Genomic DNA, 15,857 nt, shown 5'->3' on the forward strand with positions numbered 1-15,857 from the left:
CTGGAGAGCACCGAGTTCACGTAGGGGAGAGCATGGCTGACCTGGAAGTGGGCGTACTGGCGATCGGCGCCGGCCCGGCGAATCTGGCCCTCGCGGCCGCGATCGAGGAGAGCGGTTCGGCCGAACTGGCCGAAGGCACCCTGCTGTTGGAGCAGGCCCCGGACATCAAGTGGCAGCGCGACCTGCTGATGCCGTGGGCCCGCAGCCAGGTTTCCTTCCTCAAGGACCTGGTGACGCTGCGCGACCCGCGCAGCCGGTTCTCGTTCCTCAACTTCCTGCACCAGCACGACCGGTTGGACCAGTTCATCAACCTGGGCACCTTCCACCCGCACCGCTGGGAGTTCTCCGACTACCTCCAGTGGGTGGCCCGTTCGCTGGAGAAGGTGCGGATCCGCTACGACGCCAGGGCCACCGCCACCGAGCCGCGCTACGACGCGGACGGAAAGCTGATCGGCTGGCAGGTCACCCTCGCCGACGGCGACACCATCCGCTGCCGCGACCTGGTGGTCGGCGCCGGCCGAGACATGCACATCCCGCCGGTCTTCGCCGACCTGCCCGCCGAACGGGTCATCCACAGCGCCCGGTTCCGCAGCCGGATCAACGCCGTCGACAAGGACGCGCCGCTGCGCGCCGTGGTGATCGGCGGGGCGCAGTCCGCCGCCGAGATGTTCATGGCGCTGTACGAGAACCTGCCGAACTCCACCGTCACCATGCTGGTCCGCTCGATCGGCCTGCAGAACTACCAGACCAGCAAGTTCGTCAACGAGCTGTTCTACCCGTCCTTCGTGGACGAGTTCTACGACGCCCCGGCCGAGATGCGCGCCCAGGTGCTCGACGAGATGCGGCTGACCAACTACGCGGGCCTCGCCCCGCCGTTCCTGGACGAGCTGTACATGATGCTGTACCGGGAGAGGATGATCGGCACCGGCCGCGCCGAGGTCCGGTCGATGACCGAGGTGGTCGCCGCCCGCGAGGAGGACGGCGAGGTGGTGCTCGACCTGCGCGACCGGCGCACCGGGAAGGTTGCCGAGCACCGCTGCGACCTGGTGCTGCTCGGCACCGGCTACGACGGCCGGATGCCCGCCCTGGTGCGGGAGTTGACCGAGAAGGCCGGGCTGCCCGAGGTGTCCGTCAGCCGCGACTACCGGGTCGACCTGGGCGCCGGCACCGAGGCCGCGCTGTACCTCCAGGGCGTCAACGAGGCCACCCACGGCATCGCCGACTCGCTGATCAGCGTGCTCGCCCACCGGGCCCGTGACATCACCGGCGACCTGCTGGCCCGCCACGGCCTCGACTCCGCCGCGGCGGCGCGCTGATGGCCGCGCTGCTGGTGATCGCCCCCGGCCCCACCGCCAACGGGGATCTGCACCTGGGCCACCTCGCCGGGCCGTTCCTCTCCGCCGACGTGTGCGCCCGCTACGCCCGCGCCACCGGCCGGGACGCCCTGTTCGGCACCGGCGTGCACTTCACCCAGAACTACATCGTCACCACCGCCCGCCGGCTCGGCGAACAGCCCGAGGAGCTGCGGCTGCGCGCCGCCGAGCAGGTCGAGGCCACCCTCGCCGCCGCCGGCATCGTCCCCGACGGCTTCGTCCGGTTCGACGAGCGGTACCTGAAGACCGTCCGCACCTTCTTCGAACGGCTGCACGGCGAAGGCCACTTGAGGCTCCGCAAGGTGAGGTTCCCGTACCTGCCGGAGACCGGCGAGTACCTCACCGACGCGTACGTGCGCGGCGGCTGCCCGGTCTGCCTGGCCGAGGGCTGCGCCGGGCTGTGCGAGAACTGCGGCCACTGGATCGCCTCCGGCGAACTGCTCGACCCGCGCTCCACCCGGCACCCCGAACTCCCGGTCGAACTACGGGAGAAGGACGTCCTGGTGCTGCCGCTGGAGGAGCACCGGGCCGCCCTGGCCTCCTACTTCGCCCGGCTTGCCCCCACCATGCGGCCCCGACTCGCCCAACTCGTCGAGGAGTTGATGGCCCGCCGGCTGCCCGACTACCCGATCACCCTGCCGATCGACTGGGGCATCCCCGCCCCGTTCCCGGAGACCCCCGGCCAGGTCCTGTACTCCGACACCGAGACGGTCGCCTGGAGCCTGCACGCCATCGCGCTGGCCGCCGAGGCCCGCGGCGAAGTCCCCGGCGACGAGGAACGGCACTGGGCCGCCGAGGCCGGACCCGAAGTGGTGTACTTCTTCGGCTCCGACGCCAGCTTCGCGTTCGCGCTGGCCGGCACCGCCATGCTGCTGGCCCTCGGCGGACTTGCCCTGCCCGCGCACTTCGTCACCAACGAGTTCTACGAACTCGACAGCGACAAGTTCTCCACCAGCCGCGGCCACGTGGTCACCGGACGGCAGCTGACCGCCGAAGTGCCGCGCGACCTGGCCCGCTACTACCTGGCCGCCACCGGACCCGACTTCCAGCGCACCAACTTCACCCGCGCCGCCATGGACCGGGTCTGCGGACAGCGCCTGGTCGAACCGTGGAACCGGGTCGCCGCCAAGGCCGAGGCGTACCTCGACCGCGGCCCGCTGCCCGTCAGCGCCCGCTCCAGGCACGCCGCCGCGCTGATCGCCGAACGCTTCGCCGCCGCGCTGCGCCCGCGCCGCTTCAGCCTCAGCGCCGCCGCTTTCACCCTCACCGAACAGCTCGGACGGCTCGACCGCTGGGAGGTCACCGACCAGGACGCCGGCGACTTCTGGCACGAACTCGACCTGTTCCTGCGCTGCGCCGCCCCGCTGCTGGTCGACCTCGCCGCCGAAGGGCTGCCGGACAGCGCCATCCCCGCCGAGCCGACCGCCACCACCGTCCTGCCCCGCCCGCTGCCCAGGCTGGCGACCCGCGTCCGGCCCCGGCCGCACGGCGGCGGACGGTGAGCACCGACAGCGCCGCCGCGCACGTGGTGGTGGTCGGCGCGGGCGTCACCGGCCTGCTCGCCGCCGTCGCGTGCGCCCGGGCCGGGCACCGGGTCACCGTGCTGGAGCGCGGCCCGCTGCCCAACCCGGACGCCACCTCGCACGACCAGCACCGCGCCATCCGCACCCTGCTGCCCGGCGACCCCGACGGCACCGCCCGTCGGCTCGCCGCGCACCGCCACTGGGAAGACCTGGAGGCGCTGTTCGGCACCCCGCTGTACCGCCGGGTCGGCACGCTCACCGCCCACCCCGAAGGCCGCCTCGACGAGCTGCTCGCCGAGGCCGACAAGGCCGGCGTCCCCGTCGACCTGCCGGCCGAGCACGAACTCCCGCCGCTCGGACTGCCGCCCGGCACCGTGGCACTGCGCGAGCGCACCGGCGGCGTGCTGCTCGCCGACCGGGTGCTGCATGCCGCCGCCCGCTGGCTGGCCGCCCGGCCGGGGGTGGTGCTGCGCCCGCACACCACCGTCCGCTCGGTGTTCACCGGCTCCGGACGGATCGTGCTGGACAGCGGCGAAGTGGTCCGCGGCGACCTGGCGCTGCTGGCCGGCGGGCCGTGGACCCGGAAACTGACGGCCACCCGGGTCGTGCTGCACCGGCAGACCATGGTCTACCTCGGCCGGCCCGCCGGCGGCGACCGCTGGGACGACGCGCCCGCCGCGGGCGGCCTCGGCCGCGAGGGCCGCGGCTGGGTGCTGCCGCCCGGCGCCGGAACCCTGCTCAAACTCAGCTCCGACTCGGTGTGCCGCCCCGTCGCGGACACCGACAGCGCCGGCGAGGACCAGCGGCCCTACCTGGACCGGCTCGCCGAGGAGGGCATCCTGCCCGACCTGGACCGCTACCGGGTGGCCGGCGTCCGGGTCTGCCACTACACCGCAGACGCCGCCACCGGCGGCCCGCAGCTCACCCGGGTCTCCCCGGGCCTGTGGACCCGCACCGCCTGCGGCGGCAGCGGGTTCTCCACCGCTCCGCTGGTCGCGGAACGCATCGCCACGGCAGTGAAGGAGGCGGCATGACCGACGACAAGCCACCGATCGGCGTCCTCGACACGCTCAGGGCCACCCCGACCACCGTCCGGTACCTGCTCGGCGGCGTCCTGGTCAACCAGCTCGGCGCGTTCGTCCAGACCTTCCTGGTGCTCTACCTGACGCACAAGGGAATGTCCGACGGCACCGCGGGCTTCGCGCTCGGCGCGTACAGCCTGGGCACGGTGTTCGGGACCGTCCTCGGCGGGGAGATCACCCAGCGGCTCGGGGCCCGCACCACCATCGTCGCGGCGATGGCCGTCTCCGCGCCGCTGGTCGCCGTGCTGCCGCTGCTGGCCCGGCCCGGACTGGTCCCGGCGCTGCTGGTGGCGATCGCGCTGGCCGGCCTGTCCGCCCAGGCGTACCGGCCCGCCGCCTCGGTGCTGCTCAGCGACCTGATGCCGGAGCGCTACCACGTGATGGCGTTCTCCATGATGCGCATCGCGCTGAACACCGGAGCGGCGCTCGCCCCGCTGATCGCCGCCGGGGTGATCCTGCTCGACTGGGACCTGCTGTTCTGGGTGGACGGCTTCACCACCCTGCTCTACGCGGCGCTCGCCTACCGGCTGCTGCCCCGGCACGCGGTGCCGGAGGCCGCCCCGCAGGAGACCGCCGAGCGGCGCTCCACCGGCCGGGCGGCGTACGCGGCGATGCTGCGGGACCGGGCGTACCTGGCGTACCTGGCCGCGGTGGTGCTGGGGACGGTCGCCTACGTACAGTCCTCCATCTCGCTGCCGCTGGAGATCGTCCACGACGGCTACCCGACCTGGCTCTACAGCGCGGTGCTCACCGCCTCCTCGCTGGTGCTGATCACCTGCGAGTTGAAGATCACCGCCTACATCACCCGGATCCCGACCCACCTGGCGGTCGGCGTCGGCCACCTGGTCAACTCGATCGGGCTCGCCGCGTACGGCCTGGCCGTGCACTCCGGGGCGTTCGTGCTGTTCGGCGCGGTGCTCGCGGTCAGCGGCCTGATGATCGCCGGGCCCAGCATGTTCGCCCACCCGGCGACCTTCCCGGACGCCTCGAAGGCCCGCTACCTGGCCACCATGCAGGCCGCGGCCGGGCTCGCCTCGGCGGTCGGACCGCTGTTCGGCGTGTGGGCCTGGACGCACCTGCACGCCGGGTTCTGGGTGCTGATGGCCCTGGTCAACGGCCTGGCCGGAGTGCTCGCGGTGACCGGCATCAAGCACCGGGCCCAGCATCGGGCCGCCGAGCGGACCACCGACCCGGACCCCGTGGGAGAGACCGTATGAACAGCAAGGCAGCCGGCCCGCGCCCGGTGCTGATCGTCGGCTACGTCGCCTTCGCGGTGCCCGCCATCACCGCCTTCCAGGCCGCCGACTCGGTGGTCTACGTCGAGGAACCGGACGTCGCCCGCAAGCGCGACCTCGCCGAGGCCGTCCAACACATCGGCTACGCCCGCGAATTGATCGAATGGGAGTACCACCTGCCGGGCCGGGCGGACGCCTTCTTCGCCGCCCACCCCGATCTCGACCCGGTCGCGGTGATCCCCGCCGTGGAGTACGCGGTGCCGTTCGCGGCCCGCCTGGCCGAGCGCTACGGACTGCCGGGCGCGAGCCTCGGAGCCGCGCAACTGCTTCGCGACAAGCACCAGTTGCGCACCGTCGCGGCCGCCGCCGGGATCGCCAACCCGGCCTCCGAGCCGGTCGCCGACGCCGCCGAACTGGCCGACTTCATGGCCCGGCACCCCGGACCGGCGGTGCTCAAGCCCGCGGGCCGGCAGGCCTCGGTCGGCACCCGGGTGCTCCGCACGCCCGACGAGGCCGAGGAGGCCTGGGCGTTCGGGCAGGCGCAGGACGAGGGCGCCTTCGTCCCGGACCGGCCGATCGTGTCCGTGATGCTCGCCGAAGAGTACGTCGACGGACCGGAGTTCAGCGTCGAGATGCTGGTGTCCGACGGCCGCCCGGTGTTCGCCAACACCACCGGCAAGGTGCTCTACCCCGGCCCCTGCCCGATCGAGGCCGGGCACACCGTCCCCGCCGAACTCGACGACCGGCAGCGGAAGTCACTGGTCGCCGAGACCGAACGGCTGGCCGCCGCGATCGGCTTCGGCGACGGGATGCTGCACTGCGAGTGGATCGTGGCGGACGGCGCGCCGGTGCTGGTGGAGTGCGCCGGGCGGCTGCCCGGCGACTCGATCCCCGACCTGATCGAGGCCGCCTACCCCGTCGAGCTCACCCGCGCCTACTTCGCCCTGATGAGCGGCGCGCCCCTCGGCCCGCTGCCCGACCGGGCCGAACGGGCCACCGCCGCCCGCTTCCTGGCCCCCGACCGGCCCGGCACCGTCACCGCCGTGCACGGCCTGGACGCGGCCGCCGCCGCCGGAGGCGTGCAACTCGCGGTGGTCGGCATCGCCCCCGGCCACCGAGCCGCCGGACTGCGCAGCTCCTGGGACCGGGTCGGCATCGTCACCACCCTCGCCGACACCCCCGCCGAGGCCCGCCGGCTCGCCGACGCGGCCGCCGCCCTGGTCCGGTTCGAGATCGACCCCAACGCAAGGACGGAGGACCGCACATGACGGACAGTCACGACGGAGAGCCGGTGCCCGCCACCGGCACGCTGCTGGTGATCGGCAGCGGACTGAAGGAGTACCGCGAGTACCTGGTCGGCCCGATGAGCCGCCGCGCCCGCGCCGCCGGGCTGGAACTGCTGCTGGTCAACAACCTGCGGCCGACCTGGCAGCGCGACCACTTCGACGAGATCGTGGTCGCCGACGTCTTCGACACCGCCACCATGAACGCCACCGTCCGGGAGATCGCCGCCCGCAAGCACATCGTCGGCCTGCTCTGCTGGGACGAGCCGCTGGTGCTGGACGCCGGCCTGCTGGCCGCCGAACTCGGCGTCCCCGGCCTGTCCGAGCGCGGCGTGCGCGGCGTGCGCGACAAGGAGCGCACCCGCGTCGTGCTCACCGCCGCCGGCCTGCGCCAGCCCGGCTTCGCGCTCACCGCCGACCTCGCCGAGGCCCGCGCCGCCGCCGGACGGATCGGCTACCCGGTCGTCCTCAAGCCGCGCGCCATGGGCGCCAGCATCGGCGTGGTGTTCGCCGCCGACGAAGGCGAGCTGGACGGGGCGTTCGCGACCGCGCTGTCCGCCAGCGAGGTCGACCCCGGGCCGTACCGGGCCGGCGTGATCGTCGAGGAGTACGCGGGCGGTCCGGAGATCAGCGTCGACGGCGCCGTGCACAAGGGCGAGTACCTGCCGCTGTTCCTGGCCCGCAAGTACAGCAGCGACGAGCCGTACTTCGAGGAGGTCGGCCACATCGTCGACGCCGCCGACCCGCTGCTCGCCGACCCGCAGCTGCTGGCCGTGCTCGCCGACGCGCACCGGGCGCTCGGCGTCGAGGACGGCATCACCCACACCGAGCTGCGACTCACCCCGCGCGGCCCGCTGATCGTCGAGGTGAACGGCCGGCTCGGCGGCGACCTGATCCCGCTGCTCGGCCGGATCGCCACCGGACTGGAGCCCGGCGAGGTGCTGTTCGACGTCGCCGTCGGCCGCCGACCGGAGATCGCCCCGACCCGGGCCGCGGTCGCCGGGATCCGCTTCGGCTGCCCCGAACAGGACTGCCGGCTCGACGAGTTGACCCTCCCGCAACCCGGCGACGCGCCCGGCCTGCTGCACGCCGCCCCGATGGCCCCGCCCGGCACCGTGCTGCGGCTGCCCCCCGGCGGCTACCTGGCCCGGCACTCCTTCGTCATCTGCGAGGCCGACAGCGTCACCGGGTGCGAACAGCGCCTGGACGCCGCCGCCGCGCTGGTCGGCACGGTCACCTCCGACGTCGAACCCGCCGACCCGCAGGCCCCGTTCACGATGCCCGCCGGACTGCTGGACGTGGACCGGTGAGCGCCGCGCGCTGGGACGCCCCGCCCCAGGACGCCGCCGAGGTGCTGCGCCGGGCCAAGGAGATCGCCCCCGTGCTGCGGGAGAAGTCCCCGCAGATCGAGGCCAACCGCACGCTGCCCGCCGAGGTGGTCGAACTGCTGTGCGGCACCGGCGTGTTCCGGATGTGCTTCGCCCGCGAGTGGGGCGGCCCCGAACTCACCTCGGCCGAACAGCTGGCGGTCGTCGAGGCCCTGGCGTACGGCGACGCCTCCGCCGCCTGGTGCGGCGTGATCGGCGCCAACAGCGGGCTGCTCGCCAACTTCCTCCACCAGTCGGTGGTCAAGGACGTGTACCCGAGCCTGGACCTGATCACCGCCGGGGTGCTCGCCCCCGCCGGCCGGGCCGAGCGGGTGCCGGGCGGCTTCCGGCTCAGCGGCCGCTGGTCGTTCGGCTCCGGCATCAGGCACAGCGACTGGGTGACCTCCGGGGCCTTCCTGTTCCAGGACGGCGAGCCCTGGGCCGAGCCCGGCAGCCCGCACGCCCACGACTCCCGGCAGTTCCTGGTGCCCCGTTCCGAGGTCGAGGTGGTCGACAACTGGGACACCACCGGCCTGTGCGGGACGGGCAGTTGCGACTACACGATGACCGACGTGTTCGTCCCCGACGAGCACACCTTCACCTTCTGGGAGGTCCGCGGCACCCCCGGCCCGCTCGCCCAGCCGGACTCCTTCATGCGCGCCCTGTGCGGCGTCCCGCTCGGCGTGGCCCGGGCCGCCCTCGACCACGCCCGCGAGGTCGCCACCGACCGCTACGACCGGATGGCCGGCCGCAGTTGGGCGGAGAGCTGGCGGGTGCAGACCGAACTCGCCCGCTGCGAAGCGGAGTTCAACGCCGCCCGGGAGGGCGTGTACGGGGCGGTGCGCCGCCAGTGGGAGGTGCTCGCGGCCGGCGGCACCCTGGACGACCTCACCCCGACCGAGCGCGCCGCCTCCCCGCTCGCCTGGCTGCACGCCTTCCGGGCCTCCCGGGCCGTCGTCACCCGGCTCTACGACCTGCTCCAGACCTGGTCGATCAACCGCTCCTCGCCGATGGACCGCTGGCTGCGCGACACCGCCGTGATGTGCCAGAACCTCACCGCCCAGGACGCCGTACTGGAGTCGGTCGGCGCCTACCTGCTCGGCCGGCCCCCGATGTTCCGGATCAGCCTCGGGCTGGACCGCTGACCCCCCTGCTGGAAGGAGAAGTGACGCGATGACATCGGAGATCCTGCGCCGCGCCCGGGAGTTGGCGCCGACGCTGCGGGAGAAGTCCCCGGAGATCGAGGCCAACCGCACGCTGCCCGCCGAGGTGGTCGAACTGCTGCGCACCACCGGCGTGTTCGGCATGTGCTTCGGCCCCGAGTGGGGCGGCCCCGGACTCACCTCGATGGAACAGACCGAGGTGGTGGAGGCCCTGGCGTACGGCGACGCCTCCGCCGCCTGGTGCGCCGTGATCGGCGCCAACACCGGCATCTACGCGAACTTCCTGGACCAGCGGGTCGCCAAGGAGGTCTTCCCGCGCCTGGACCTGGTGGTGGCCGGCCTGCTCCAGCCCGCCGGCCGGGCCGAGCGCGTCCCCGGCGGCTTCCGGCTCAGCGGCCGCTGGTCGTTCGGCTCAGGCATCAAGCACGCCGACTGGGTGACCTCCGGCGCGTTCCTGTTCCAGGACGGCGAGCCCTGGGCCGCGCCCGGCAGCAAGCACCGGCACGACTCCCGGCAGTTCCTGGTGCGCCGCGAACAGGTCGAGGTGATCGACAACTGGGACACCACCGGCCTGTGCGGCAGCGGAAGTTGCGACTACACGATGACCGACGTGTTCGTCCCCGAGGAGCACACCTACACCTTCGCCGCCCCGCAGGGCCGCCCCGGCCCGCTCGCCCAGCCGGACTCCTTCACCCGCGCCATGTGCGGCGTCCCGCTCGGCGTGGCCCGCGCCGCGCTCGACCACGCCCGGGAGATTGCCACGTCCCGCTACGACCGGATGGCCGGCCGCAGTTGGGCCGACAGCTGGCGGGTGCAGACCGAAATCGCCCGCCTGGAAGCCGAGTTCAACGCCACCCGGGAGGGCGTGTACGGATCGATGCGCCGCCAGTGGGAGGTGCTCGCGGCCGGCGGGACGCTGGACGACCTCACGCCCGTCGAGCGCGCGGCCTCCCCGCTGTCCTGGCTGCACGCCTTCCGCAACTCCCGGACCATCGTGGCCCGCACCTACGACCTGCTGCAGACCTGGGCGATCAACCGCAGCTCGCCGATGGACCGCTGGCTGCGCGACACCACCGTGATGGCCCAGCACCTGGTCGCCCAGGACCGCATCCTGCAGTCCGCCGGAGCGTACCTGCTGGGCGGCACGCCCGAGTTCGGCATCAGCCTCGGCCTGGTCTGACCGGCCGCCACCCACCTCCCAGGGAAGGGGAACCCGATGAGCAGACCCGTCCTGCTGGTCAACCCGAACAAGGTGCACCCACCGATCGCACCGTACGCCCTCGACGTCCTCACCACCGCACTGGAGGACGCCGGTTTCGAGGTCGAGGTGCTCGACCTGACCTTCCGCCGCGACGACTGGAAGGCCTGCCTGCACGAGTACTTCGCGGAACGCAGCCCGCTGCTGGTCGGCGTGACCGTCCGCAACACCGACACCGTGTACGCCTTCGAGCAGCGCCCGTTCGTCGGCGAGCACCGGGAGATCATCACCGAGATCCGCCGGCTCAGCGACGCGCCGATCGTCGGCGGCGGCATCGGCTTCTCCACCATGCCGTTCGCGCTGGTCGAGTACTTCGGCATCGACTACGGGGTGAAGGGCCCCGGCGAGAAGATCCTCTGCGAACTCGCCGCGGCCGTCGCCGAGGGCCGCGACACCTCCGGCATCGTCGGCCTGATCCGCAACACCGAACGCGGCGCCGTCCGGGTCCCGCCCGCGGTGCTGACCGTCCGCCACGGCGAGCCCCAACCGGCCGACCCCACCGGCCGGTTCGAGCCCCGGGTGTGGCAGGTCGACCGGCTCTCGGTGTACCGGCGGCGCTCCGGCCTGCCGCACCGGGTGGACAACCTGGAGTACTACCGGCGCGGCGGACTCGGCTCGATCCTGACCAAGAACGGCTGCGCGTACCGCTGTTCGCACTGCGTCGAACCCGACGCCAAGGGCACCCGCTACGGACTGCGCGAACTCGCCTCCGTGGTGGACGAGATGGAGTCGCTGGCCGCGCAGGGCATCCTCGACCAGCACACCACCGACAGCGAGTTCAACCTGTCGATCGCGCACGCCAAGAACCTGCTGCGGGAGATCGTCCGCCGCCGGCACGCCGACCCCGGCAACCCGCTGAACGACCTGCGGCTCTGGGTCTACTGCCAACCCAGCCCGTTCGACGAGGAGTTCGCCGACCTGCTGGCCGCGGCCGGCTGCCGGGGCGTCAACGTCGGCAGCGACCACATCCGGCCGGAGGTGCTCAGCGGCTGGAAGGTCACCGAGAAGGGCGGCACCTACTACACCTTCGCCGACACCGAGCGGCTGGTCCGGCTCTGCCACGAACGCGGCATCCTCACCATGGTCGAGGCGCTGTTCGGCATGCCCGGCGAGACCCCCGGGACGGTGCGCGCCTGCGTGGACGCCTTCATGGCGCTGGACGCCACCGTCACCGGCTTCTCGCTCGGCCTGCGGCTGTTCCCCTACACCCCGATGGGCATCGACCTGGCCGAACGGTGCGCGGGCGTGCGCACCGTCCCGGGCCTGCAGTCCAACACCGCCGACGGCCCGATCGTGCTCAAGCCGCTGCGGATGTGCGCCTCCCCGGCCGAGTACGAACGGCAGTTCATGTTCGACGAGCACGGCAACTTCCGCCTGGTCTGCTACTTCTCGCCCGACCTGCTGTCCGACCCGGCCCGCGCCGCCGACCCGGCGGAGCGCTGGCACAGCGCGGTCACCGACCTGTGGGCGCTGATCGACCCCGCCGACCACTTCCGGGTAATGCTGCCGACCGTCGAGGGCATGAGCGAGCACGACAACAACTACGCCGACAACCCCTTCCTCACCAGCCTCGGCGGCCTCGGCTACACCGGCGCCTTCTGGTCGCACTGGCGCGGCCGCGAGGAGATCACGCGCAAAGCCCGGGAGGCGGCCTCTCAACCCTCACATCTGCCAACTCCTGCATGACATTGCGCACTTGAGACGGAGAAGTGATCGGCCCATGCTGGTGTGGCGGAGTCATCACTGCCGGTGATCACGGTCGGCAGCGCCGCACCACCGCCGCACCCCCACACGCCGCGAGGGAACGATGAACCAGCACGGGAGTACGGTGCCACCGACCGTGCTGCTCGCCGACGTGCAACCCGCCGTCCGGCAGGGCGTCCGCTCCATGGTCGAGGCCTCCGGGGGCGCGGCGGTGGTCGGCGAGGCCGGCACCACCGGCGAAGTGCTCGCCGCCACCTCCCGGCACCGGCCCGACGTCCTCGTCCTCGACCCGCAGATGGACGAGAGCGCCGGCGTGCGGGTGATCAGCCAGGTCCTGCGACTCACCCCCGAGACCGGCGTCCTGGTCTTCAGTACCCTCGACGACGACAAGGCCGTCGCCGCCGCCTTCCACGCCGGCGCCCGCGGCTACCTGGTCAAACGCGCCACCGCCGACCAGATCGTCCGCGGCATCCTCGCCGTCGGCGCCGGCGAAGCCATCCTCGACCGCACCATCGCCGCCCGCCTCGGCACCCTGATCGGCACCGGCCAGCGCACCCGCAGCTACCCGTTCCCGCAGCTCAGCCACCGCGAACGCGAAGTACTCGAACACCTCGCCGCCGGCCGCTCCAACACCGCCATCGCCCGGGAACTCGCCCTCGCCTCCAAAACCGTCAGCAACCGGGTCTCCGGCATCCTCGGCAAACTCGGCGTCGCCGACCGCGCGCAGGCACTGGTGCTCGCCCGCGACGCCGGCCTCGGCCACGCGGTCGCCGCCGTCCGCTGACACCCCACTCCACCGTCCGCCCCTTCCGAACGGAGTCCGCCATGCCCGAAACCGGCCCACCGCCCGGCCTGGTGATCCGCCGCCAGGAACACCGGCAGCTCGAACGCGCCCACGGCCTCGACCTTCGACTCCTCCACCCCTGGGACGGCCTCACCACCCCCTTCCACGGCGCCTGGTGCGTCCTGCGCCCCGGCGACCTCACCGACACCCACCAGCACGCCGAACGCGAACTGTTCATCTGCATGAGCGGCCGCGGCGAAGTCCGCACCCCCGACGGCGCGAGCCACCCCATCGCCGCCGGCGACCTCGTCCTGCTGCCCGCCGACACCGACCACGCCGTCGCCAACCCGCACGACACCGACTTCGCCTACTACGCGATCTGGTGGCAGGCATGAACACCCGCCACCTCGACTACGAAGGACGCCGCTTCCACGCCCCCGACGGCGACCACCGCACCGTCGCCGTCTACCACCAGCAGGGCGACCTGGTCTGGGGCGAGATCGCCGGCGGCGCGATCCGGCGCGGCTGGACCGCCGGCACCCGCCAGCCCGACGGCACCCTCGCCATGGGCTACACCTTCGTCCTCACCGACGGCGAAGTCGTCTGCGGCCACACCCGCAACACCCCCTCGCTCACCCCCGACGGCCGTATCCGCCTGCACGAAACCTGGGAACGCTACGGCCCCCACCCCACCACCGGCACCTCCACCATCGAAGAGGTCGCCCCGTGACCCCCGACTGGGCGCTGCTGGACAAGCACACCGCCGGGCCGCTGCTGCACCCCGGGGACGGCGCGTTCCGGGAGTCGTCGGCGGCGTTCAACGAACGGTGGGCGGACCGGGCGCCCGCCGCCGTCCTGCGGGCGGCCGGTCCCGCGGACGTGCTGCGGGCCGTCGAATGGGCGGGGGAGAGCGGGGTGCCGATCGTCCCGCGCGGGGGCGGGCACTCGTACGCGGGGCACTCCGTCAACTCCGGCCTGGTGGTGGACCTGCGGGCGCTGGACGCGATCGACGTCGATCCCGCGACCGGGCGGGTCGTCGTCGGCGGGGGCGTCCTCACCGGCGCGCTGTACGCCGCGCTGCGGCCGCACGGGCTGGCCCTGCCGCTCGGCAACGGCGCCGGCGTCGGCATCGCCGGACTCGCCCTCGGCGGCGGATCCGCCGCCACCTCGCGCCGGCTCGGGCTGACCGCCGACACACTGCGCGCCACCACCCTGGCCACCGCGTCCGCCGCCGTGCTGAGCTGCGACGCGCAGGAGAACGAGGACCTGTACTGGGCCTGCCGGGGCGGCGGCGGAGGCAACTTCGGGATCAACCTCGACCTGACCTTCCAGGCCGTCGAGGCCCCGGCCGCGTCCACCTGCCTGCTGCTCTGGGAGGCCCCGCACGCGCCCGCCGTGTTCGAGGCCGTCCAGCGGGTGATGCGCACCGCCCCGGAGGAGACCTCGCTGCGGCTCGGCGTCGCGACGTCCGGCGGCCGCACCCTGGTCTCCACCGTCGGCCTGCACCTCGGCCCGGCCGCCGAACTGCGCGACGTGCTCGCCCCGGCGCTCGCCGCCGGCCGGCCGCTGCGCGCCGAGATCGCCGACCGGGACTTCTGGGACGCCATGGAGTACCTGCAGCACGAGACCGCCGGCGGGGCGTTCGCCGTCCGGACCCACTTCGCCACCGACCCGCTGCCGCCCGAGGCGGTCGCGGCGGCGCTCGACCTGCTCGCCGCCGCACCGCCGAGCGGCAACCCGGACGGCTGCGGCCTCGCCCTGTTCGGCTGGGGCGGCGCGATCAACCGGGTCGACCCGCAGGCCACCGCGTTCGTCCACCGCGACGCCCAGTACCTGGTCAGCCTGGACACCTCCTGGCTGCCCGGCGAGGACCCGGCCGGCCGGCTCGACTGGCTGGCCGGATTCGATCACCTGATCGCCGCGCACACGACGGACGGCGCCTACCTGAACTTCACCGATCCGGACCTGCGAGGCTGGCGGACCGCCTACTACGGTGCGAACTACCCTCGGCTGGTCGCCATCAAGCACCGTCACGACCCGAGCGGGCTGTTCGCCTTCCCGCAGTCCATCGGCAGCTGACCCTCCCCCACCAGATCGCGCGCCACTGACTCACCGTCAGCCGTCGCGTTCCGCCCGGAAGGAGACACCACCGTGTCGCCGCGAACCGCCCGCCCGCGCCACTACCTGATGTGCCGGCCCGCCCACTTCACCGTCGACTACTCCATCAACCCGTGGATGGACCCGGCCAAGCCCACCGACACCGGCGCCGCCCTCGCCCAGTGGGACGAGCTGTACGCGCTCTTCCAACGCCTCGGCCACACCGTCGAGTTGATCGAACCCCTGGCCGGCCTGCCGGACATGGTGTTCGCCGCCAACGGCGCCACCACGGTCGACGGCAAGGTGCTCGGCGCCCGCTTCCGGTACCCGGAGCGCACCGCCGAGGGCCCGGCGTACGCCGACTGGTTCCGCGAGCGCGGCGGCTGGCAGGTCCGGGACGCCGAGCAGGTCAACGAGGGCGAGGGCGACCTGCTGGTGGCCGGCGGGCGCATCCTGGCCGGCACCGGCTTCCGCACCGAACCCGCCGCACACGCCGAGGCCGCGGCCTTCCTCGGCCGCGAGGTGGTCACCCTGCGGCTGGTCGACCCGCGCTACTACCACCTGGACACCGCGCTCGCCGTCCTCGACGACGACGAGATCATGTACTACCCGCCGGCCTTCGACGCCGCCTCCCGGGCCGTCCTGGAGCGCCTCTACCCGGACGCGATCCTGGCCGACGCCGAGGACGCCCGGGTGTTCGGCCTCAACGCCGTCTCGGACGGCGCGAACGTCGTCCTCCCCGAGGCCGCCACCGGCCTCGCCGGGCAGCTGCGCGCCCGCGGCTTCACCCCGATCGGCATCGACCTCACCGAACTGCTCCGGGCCGGCGGCGCCGTCAAGTGCTGCACCCTCGAACTCCGCCACTGACCCCGGACGCCCGAAGGCCCGGCTCCGCGAACTTGGGTTCTAGTGGTTGCTGCAACACCCCAGCTCAGGGGACGCGATGACCTTCGAGATCCGCGAGGACCGGAGCCCTCAGGGGCGGCGG

14 protein-coding genes are annotated in these 15,857 nt (G+C 73.3%); all 14 read left to right on the forward strand.

What is annotated here, in order from left to right:
* The first annotated feature begins 32 nt into the window (after positions 1-32).
* The 14 genes from ACFYST_RS36140 (at position 33) to ddaH (ending at position 15,736) form a co-directional block, all read left to right on the forward strand.
* The gene (locus tag ACFYST_RS36140) at positions 33-1,316 is read left to right on the forward strand and encodes a lysine N(6)-hydroxylase/L-ornithine N(5)-oxygenase family protein (protein WP_387645233.1); all 1,284 of its coding nucleotides are present in this window, start codon (positions 33-35) and stop codon (positions 1,314-1,316) included.
* Positions 1,316-2,875 (forward strand): class I tRNA ligase family protein, encoded by a 1,560-nt coding sequence (locus ACFYST_RS36145; protein WP_387868677.1) that lies wholly within the window; start codon positions 1,316-1,318, stop codon positions 2,873-2,875. Before ACFYST_RS36140 ends, ACFYST_RS36145 begins: the two co-directional genes overlap by 1 nt.
* Entirely contained in the window at positions 2,872-3,930 is a 1,059-nt protein-coding gene (locus ACFYST_RS36150; RefSeq protein ID WP_387868678.1) for an NAD(P)/FAD-dependent oxidoreductase, read from the forward strand. The genes ACFYST_RS36145 and ACFYST_RS36150 overlap by 4 nt, the downstream gene beginning before the upstream one ends.
* The gene (locus ACFYST_RS36155) at positions 3,927-5,195 is read left to right on the forward strand and encodes an MFS transporter (protein ID WP_387645226.1); all 1,269 of its coding nucleotides are present in this window, start codon (positions 3,927-3,929) and stop codon (positions 5,193-5,195) included. The genes ACFYST_RS36150 and ACFYST_RS36155 overlap by 4 nt, the downstream gene beginning before the upstream one ends.
* A complete protein-coding gene (locus ACFYST_RS36160; protein WP_387868680.1) occupies positions 5,192-6,481 on the forward strand; it encodes an ATP-grasp domain-containing protein in 1,290 nt (429 codons plus the stop codon). The genes ACFYST_RS36155 and ACFYST_RS36160 overlap by 4 nt, the downstream gene beginning before the upstream one ends.
* Complete coding sequence (locus ACFYST_RS36165; RefSeq protein ID WP_387868682.1) at positions 6,478-7,806, forward strand: ATP-grasp domain-containing protein; 1,329 nt, start codon at positions 6,478-6,480, stop codon at positions 7,804-7,806. Before ACFYST_RS36160 ends, ACFYST_RS36165 begins: the two co-directional genes overlap by 4 nt.
* Positions 7,803-9,008 carry an acyl-CoA dehydrogenase family protein gene (locus ACFYST_RS36170; RefSeq protein ID WP_387868684.1) on the forward strand — a complete coding sequence of 402 codons (1,206 nt, stop codon included), beginning with the start codon at positions 7,803-7,805 and terminating at the stop codon, positions 9,006-9,008. Before ACFYST_RS36165 ends, ACFYST_RS36170 begins: the two co-directional genes overlap by 4 nt.
* A gap of 28 nt (positions 9,009-9,036) precedes the next feature.
* Complete coding sequence (locus tag ACFYST_RS36175) at positions 9,037-10,206, forward strand: acyl-CoA dehydrogenase family protein (protein WP_387868687.1); 1,170 nt, start codon at positions 9,037-9,039, stop codon at positions 10,204-10,206.
* A 36-nt stretch (positions 10,207-10,242) separates the two neighbouring features.
* Positions 10,243-11,970, forward strand: coding sequence for a tryptophan 2-C-methyltransferase (tsrT, locus tag ACFYST_RS36180; protein WP_387868689.1), 1,728 nt, complete (start codon positions 10,243-10,245; stop codon positions 11,968-11,970).
* A 121-nt stretch (positions 11,971-12,091) separates the two neighbouring features.
* Positions 12,092-12,772 carry a response regulator gene (locus tag ACFYST_RS36185; RefSeq protein WP_387868691.1) on the forward strand — a complete coding sequence of 227 codons (681 nt, stop codon included), beginning with the start codon at positions 12,092-12,094 and terminating at the stop codon, positions 12,770-12,772.
* 41 nt (positions 12,773-12,813) lie between these two features.
* Positions 12,814-13,167: a cupin domain-containing protein gene (locus ACFYST_RS36190; RefSeq protein ID WP_387868693.1), complete on the forward strand. Its 354-nt coding sequence runs from the start codon at positions 12,814-12,816 to the stop codon at positions 13,165-13,167.
* The gene (locus ACFYST_RS36195) at positions 13,164-13,502 is read left to right on the forward strand and encodes a hypothetical protein (RefSeq protein WP_387645205.1); all 339 of its coding nucleotides are present in this window, start codon (positions 13,164-13,166) and stop codon (positions 13,500-13,502) included. Before ACFYST_RS36190 ends, ACFYST_RS36195 begins: the two co-directional genes overlap by 4 nt.
* Positions 13,499-14,851 carry an FAD-binding oxidoreductase gene (locus ACFYST_RS36200; RefSeq protein ID WP_387868696.1) on the forward strand — a complete coding sequence of 451 codons (1,353 nt, stop codon included), beginning with the start codon at positions 13,499-13,501 and terminating at the stop codon, positions 14,849-14,851. Before ACFYST_RS36195 ends, ACFYST_RS36200 begins: the two co-directional genes overlap by 4 nt.
* A gap of 72 nt (positions 14,852-14,923) precedes the next feature.
* Positions 14,924-15,736, forward strand: a complete 813-nt coding sequence (ddaH, locus tag ACFYST_RS36205) for a dimethylargininase (protein ID WP_387868698.1) — start codon at positions 14,924-14,926, stop codon at positions 15,734-15,736.
* Positions 15,737-15,857: the final 121 nt, after the last annotated feature.

This window comes from Kitasatospora sp. NPDC004614 (assembly GCF_042873675.1).
GTDB lineage: Bacteria > Actinomycetota > Actinomycetes > Streptomycetales > Streptomycetaceae > Kitasatospora.

What these genes read in the sequence shown, in the direction of transcription:
- ACFYST_RS36190 (WP_387868693.1), top strand. Translation starts at nt 12,814, where the DNA reads ATGCCCGAAACCGGCCCACCGCCCGGCCTGGTGATCCGCCGCCAGGAA.
- ACFYST_RS36185 (WP_387868691.1), top strand. Translation starts at nt 12,092, where the DNA reads ATGAACCAGCACGGGAGTACGGTGCCACCGACCGTGCTGCTCGCCGAC.
- ACFYST_RS36165 (WP_387868682.1), top strand. Translation starts at nt 6,478, where the DNA reads ATGACGGACAGTCACGACGGAGAGCCGGTGCCCGCCACCGGCACGCTG.
- ACFYST_RS36195 (WP_387645205.1), top strand. Translation starts at nt 13,164, where the DNA reads ATGAACACCCGCCACCTCGACTACGAAGGACGCCGCTTCCACGCCCCC.
- ACFYST_RS36175 (WP_387868687.1), top strand. Translation starts at nt 9,037, where the DNA reads ATGACATCGGAGATCCTGCGCCGCGCCCGGGAGTTGGCGCCGACGCTG.
- tsrT (WP_387868689.1), top strand. Translation starts at nt 10,243, where the DNA reads ATGAGCAGACCCGTCCTGCTGGTCAACCCGAACAAGGTGCACCCACCG.
- ACFYST_RS36145 (WP_387868677.1), top strand. Translation starts at nt 1,316, where the DNA reads ATGGCCGCGCTGCTGGTGATCGCCCCCGGCCCCACCGCCAACGGGGAT.
- ACFYST_RS36140 (WP_387645233.1), top strand. Translation starts at nt 33, where the DNA reads ATGGCTGACCTGGAAGTGGGCGTACTGGCGATCGGCGCCGGCCCGGCG.
- ACFYST_RS36155 (WP_387645226.1), top strand. Translation starts at nt 3,927, where the DNA reads ATGACCGACGACAAGCCACCGATCGGCGTCCTCGACACGCTCAGGGCC.
- ACFYST_RS36160 (WP_387868680.1), top strand. Translation starts at nt 5,192, where the DNA reads ATGAACAGCAAGGCAGCCGGCCCGCGCCCGGTGCTGATCGTCGGCTAC.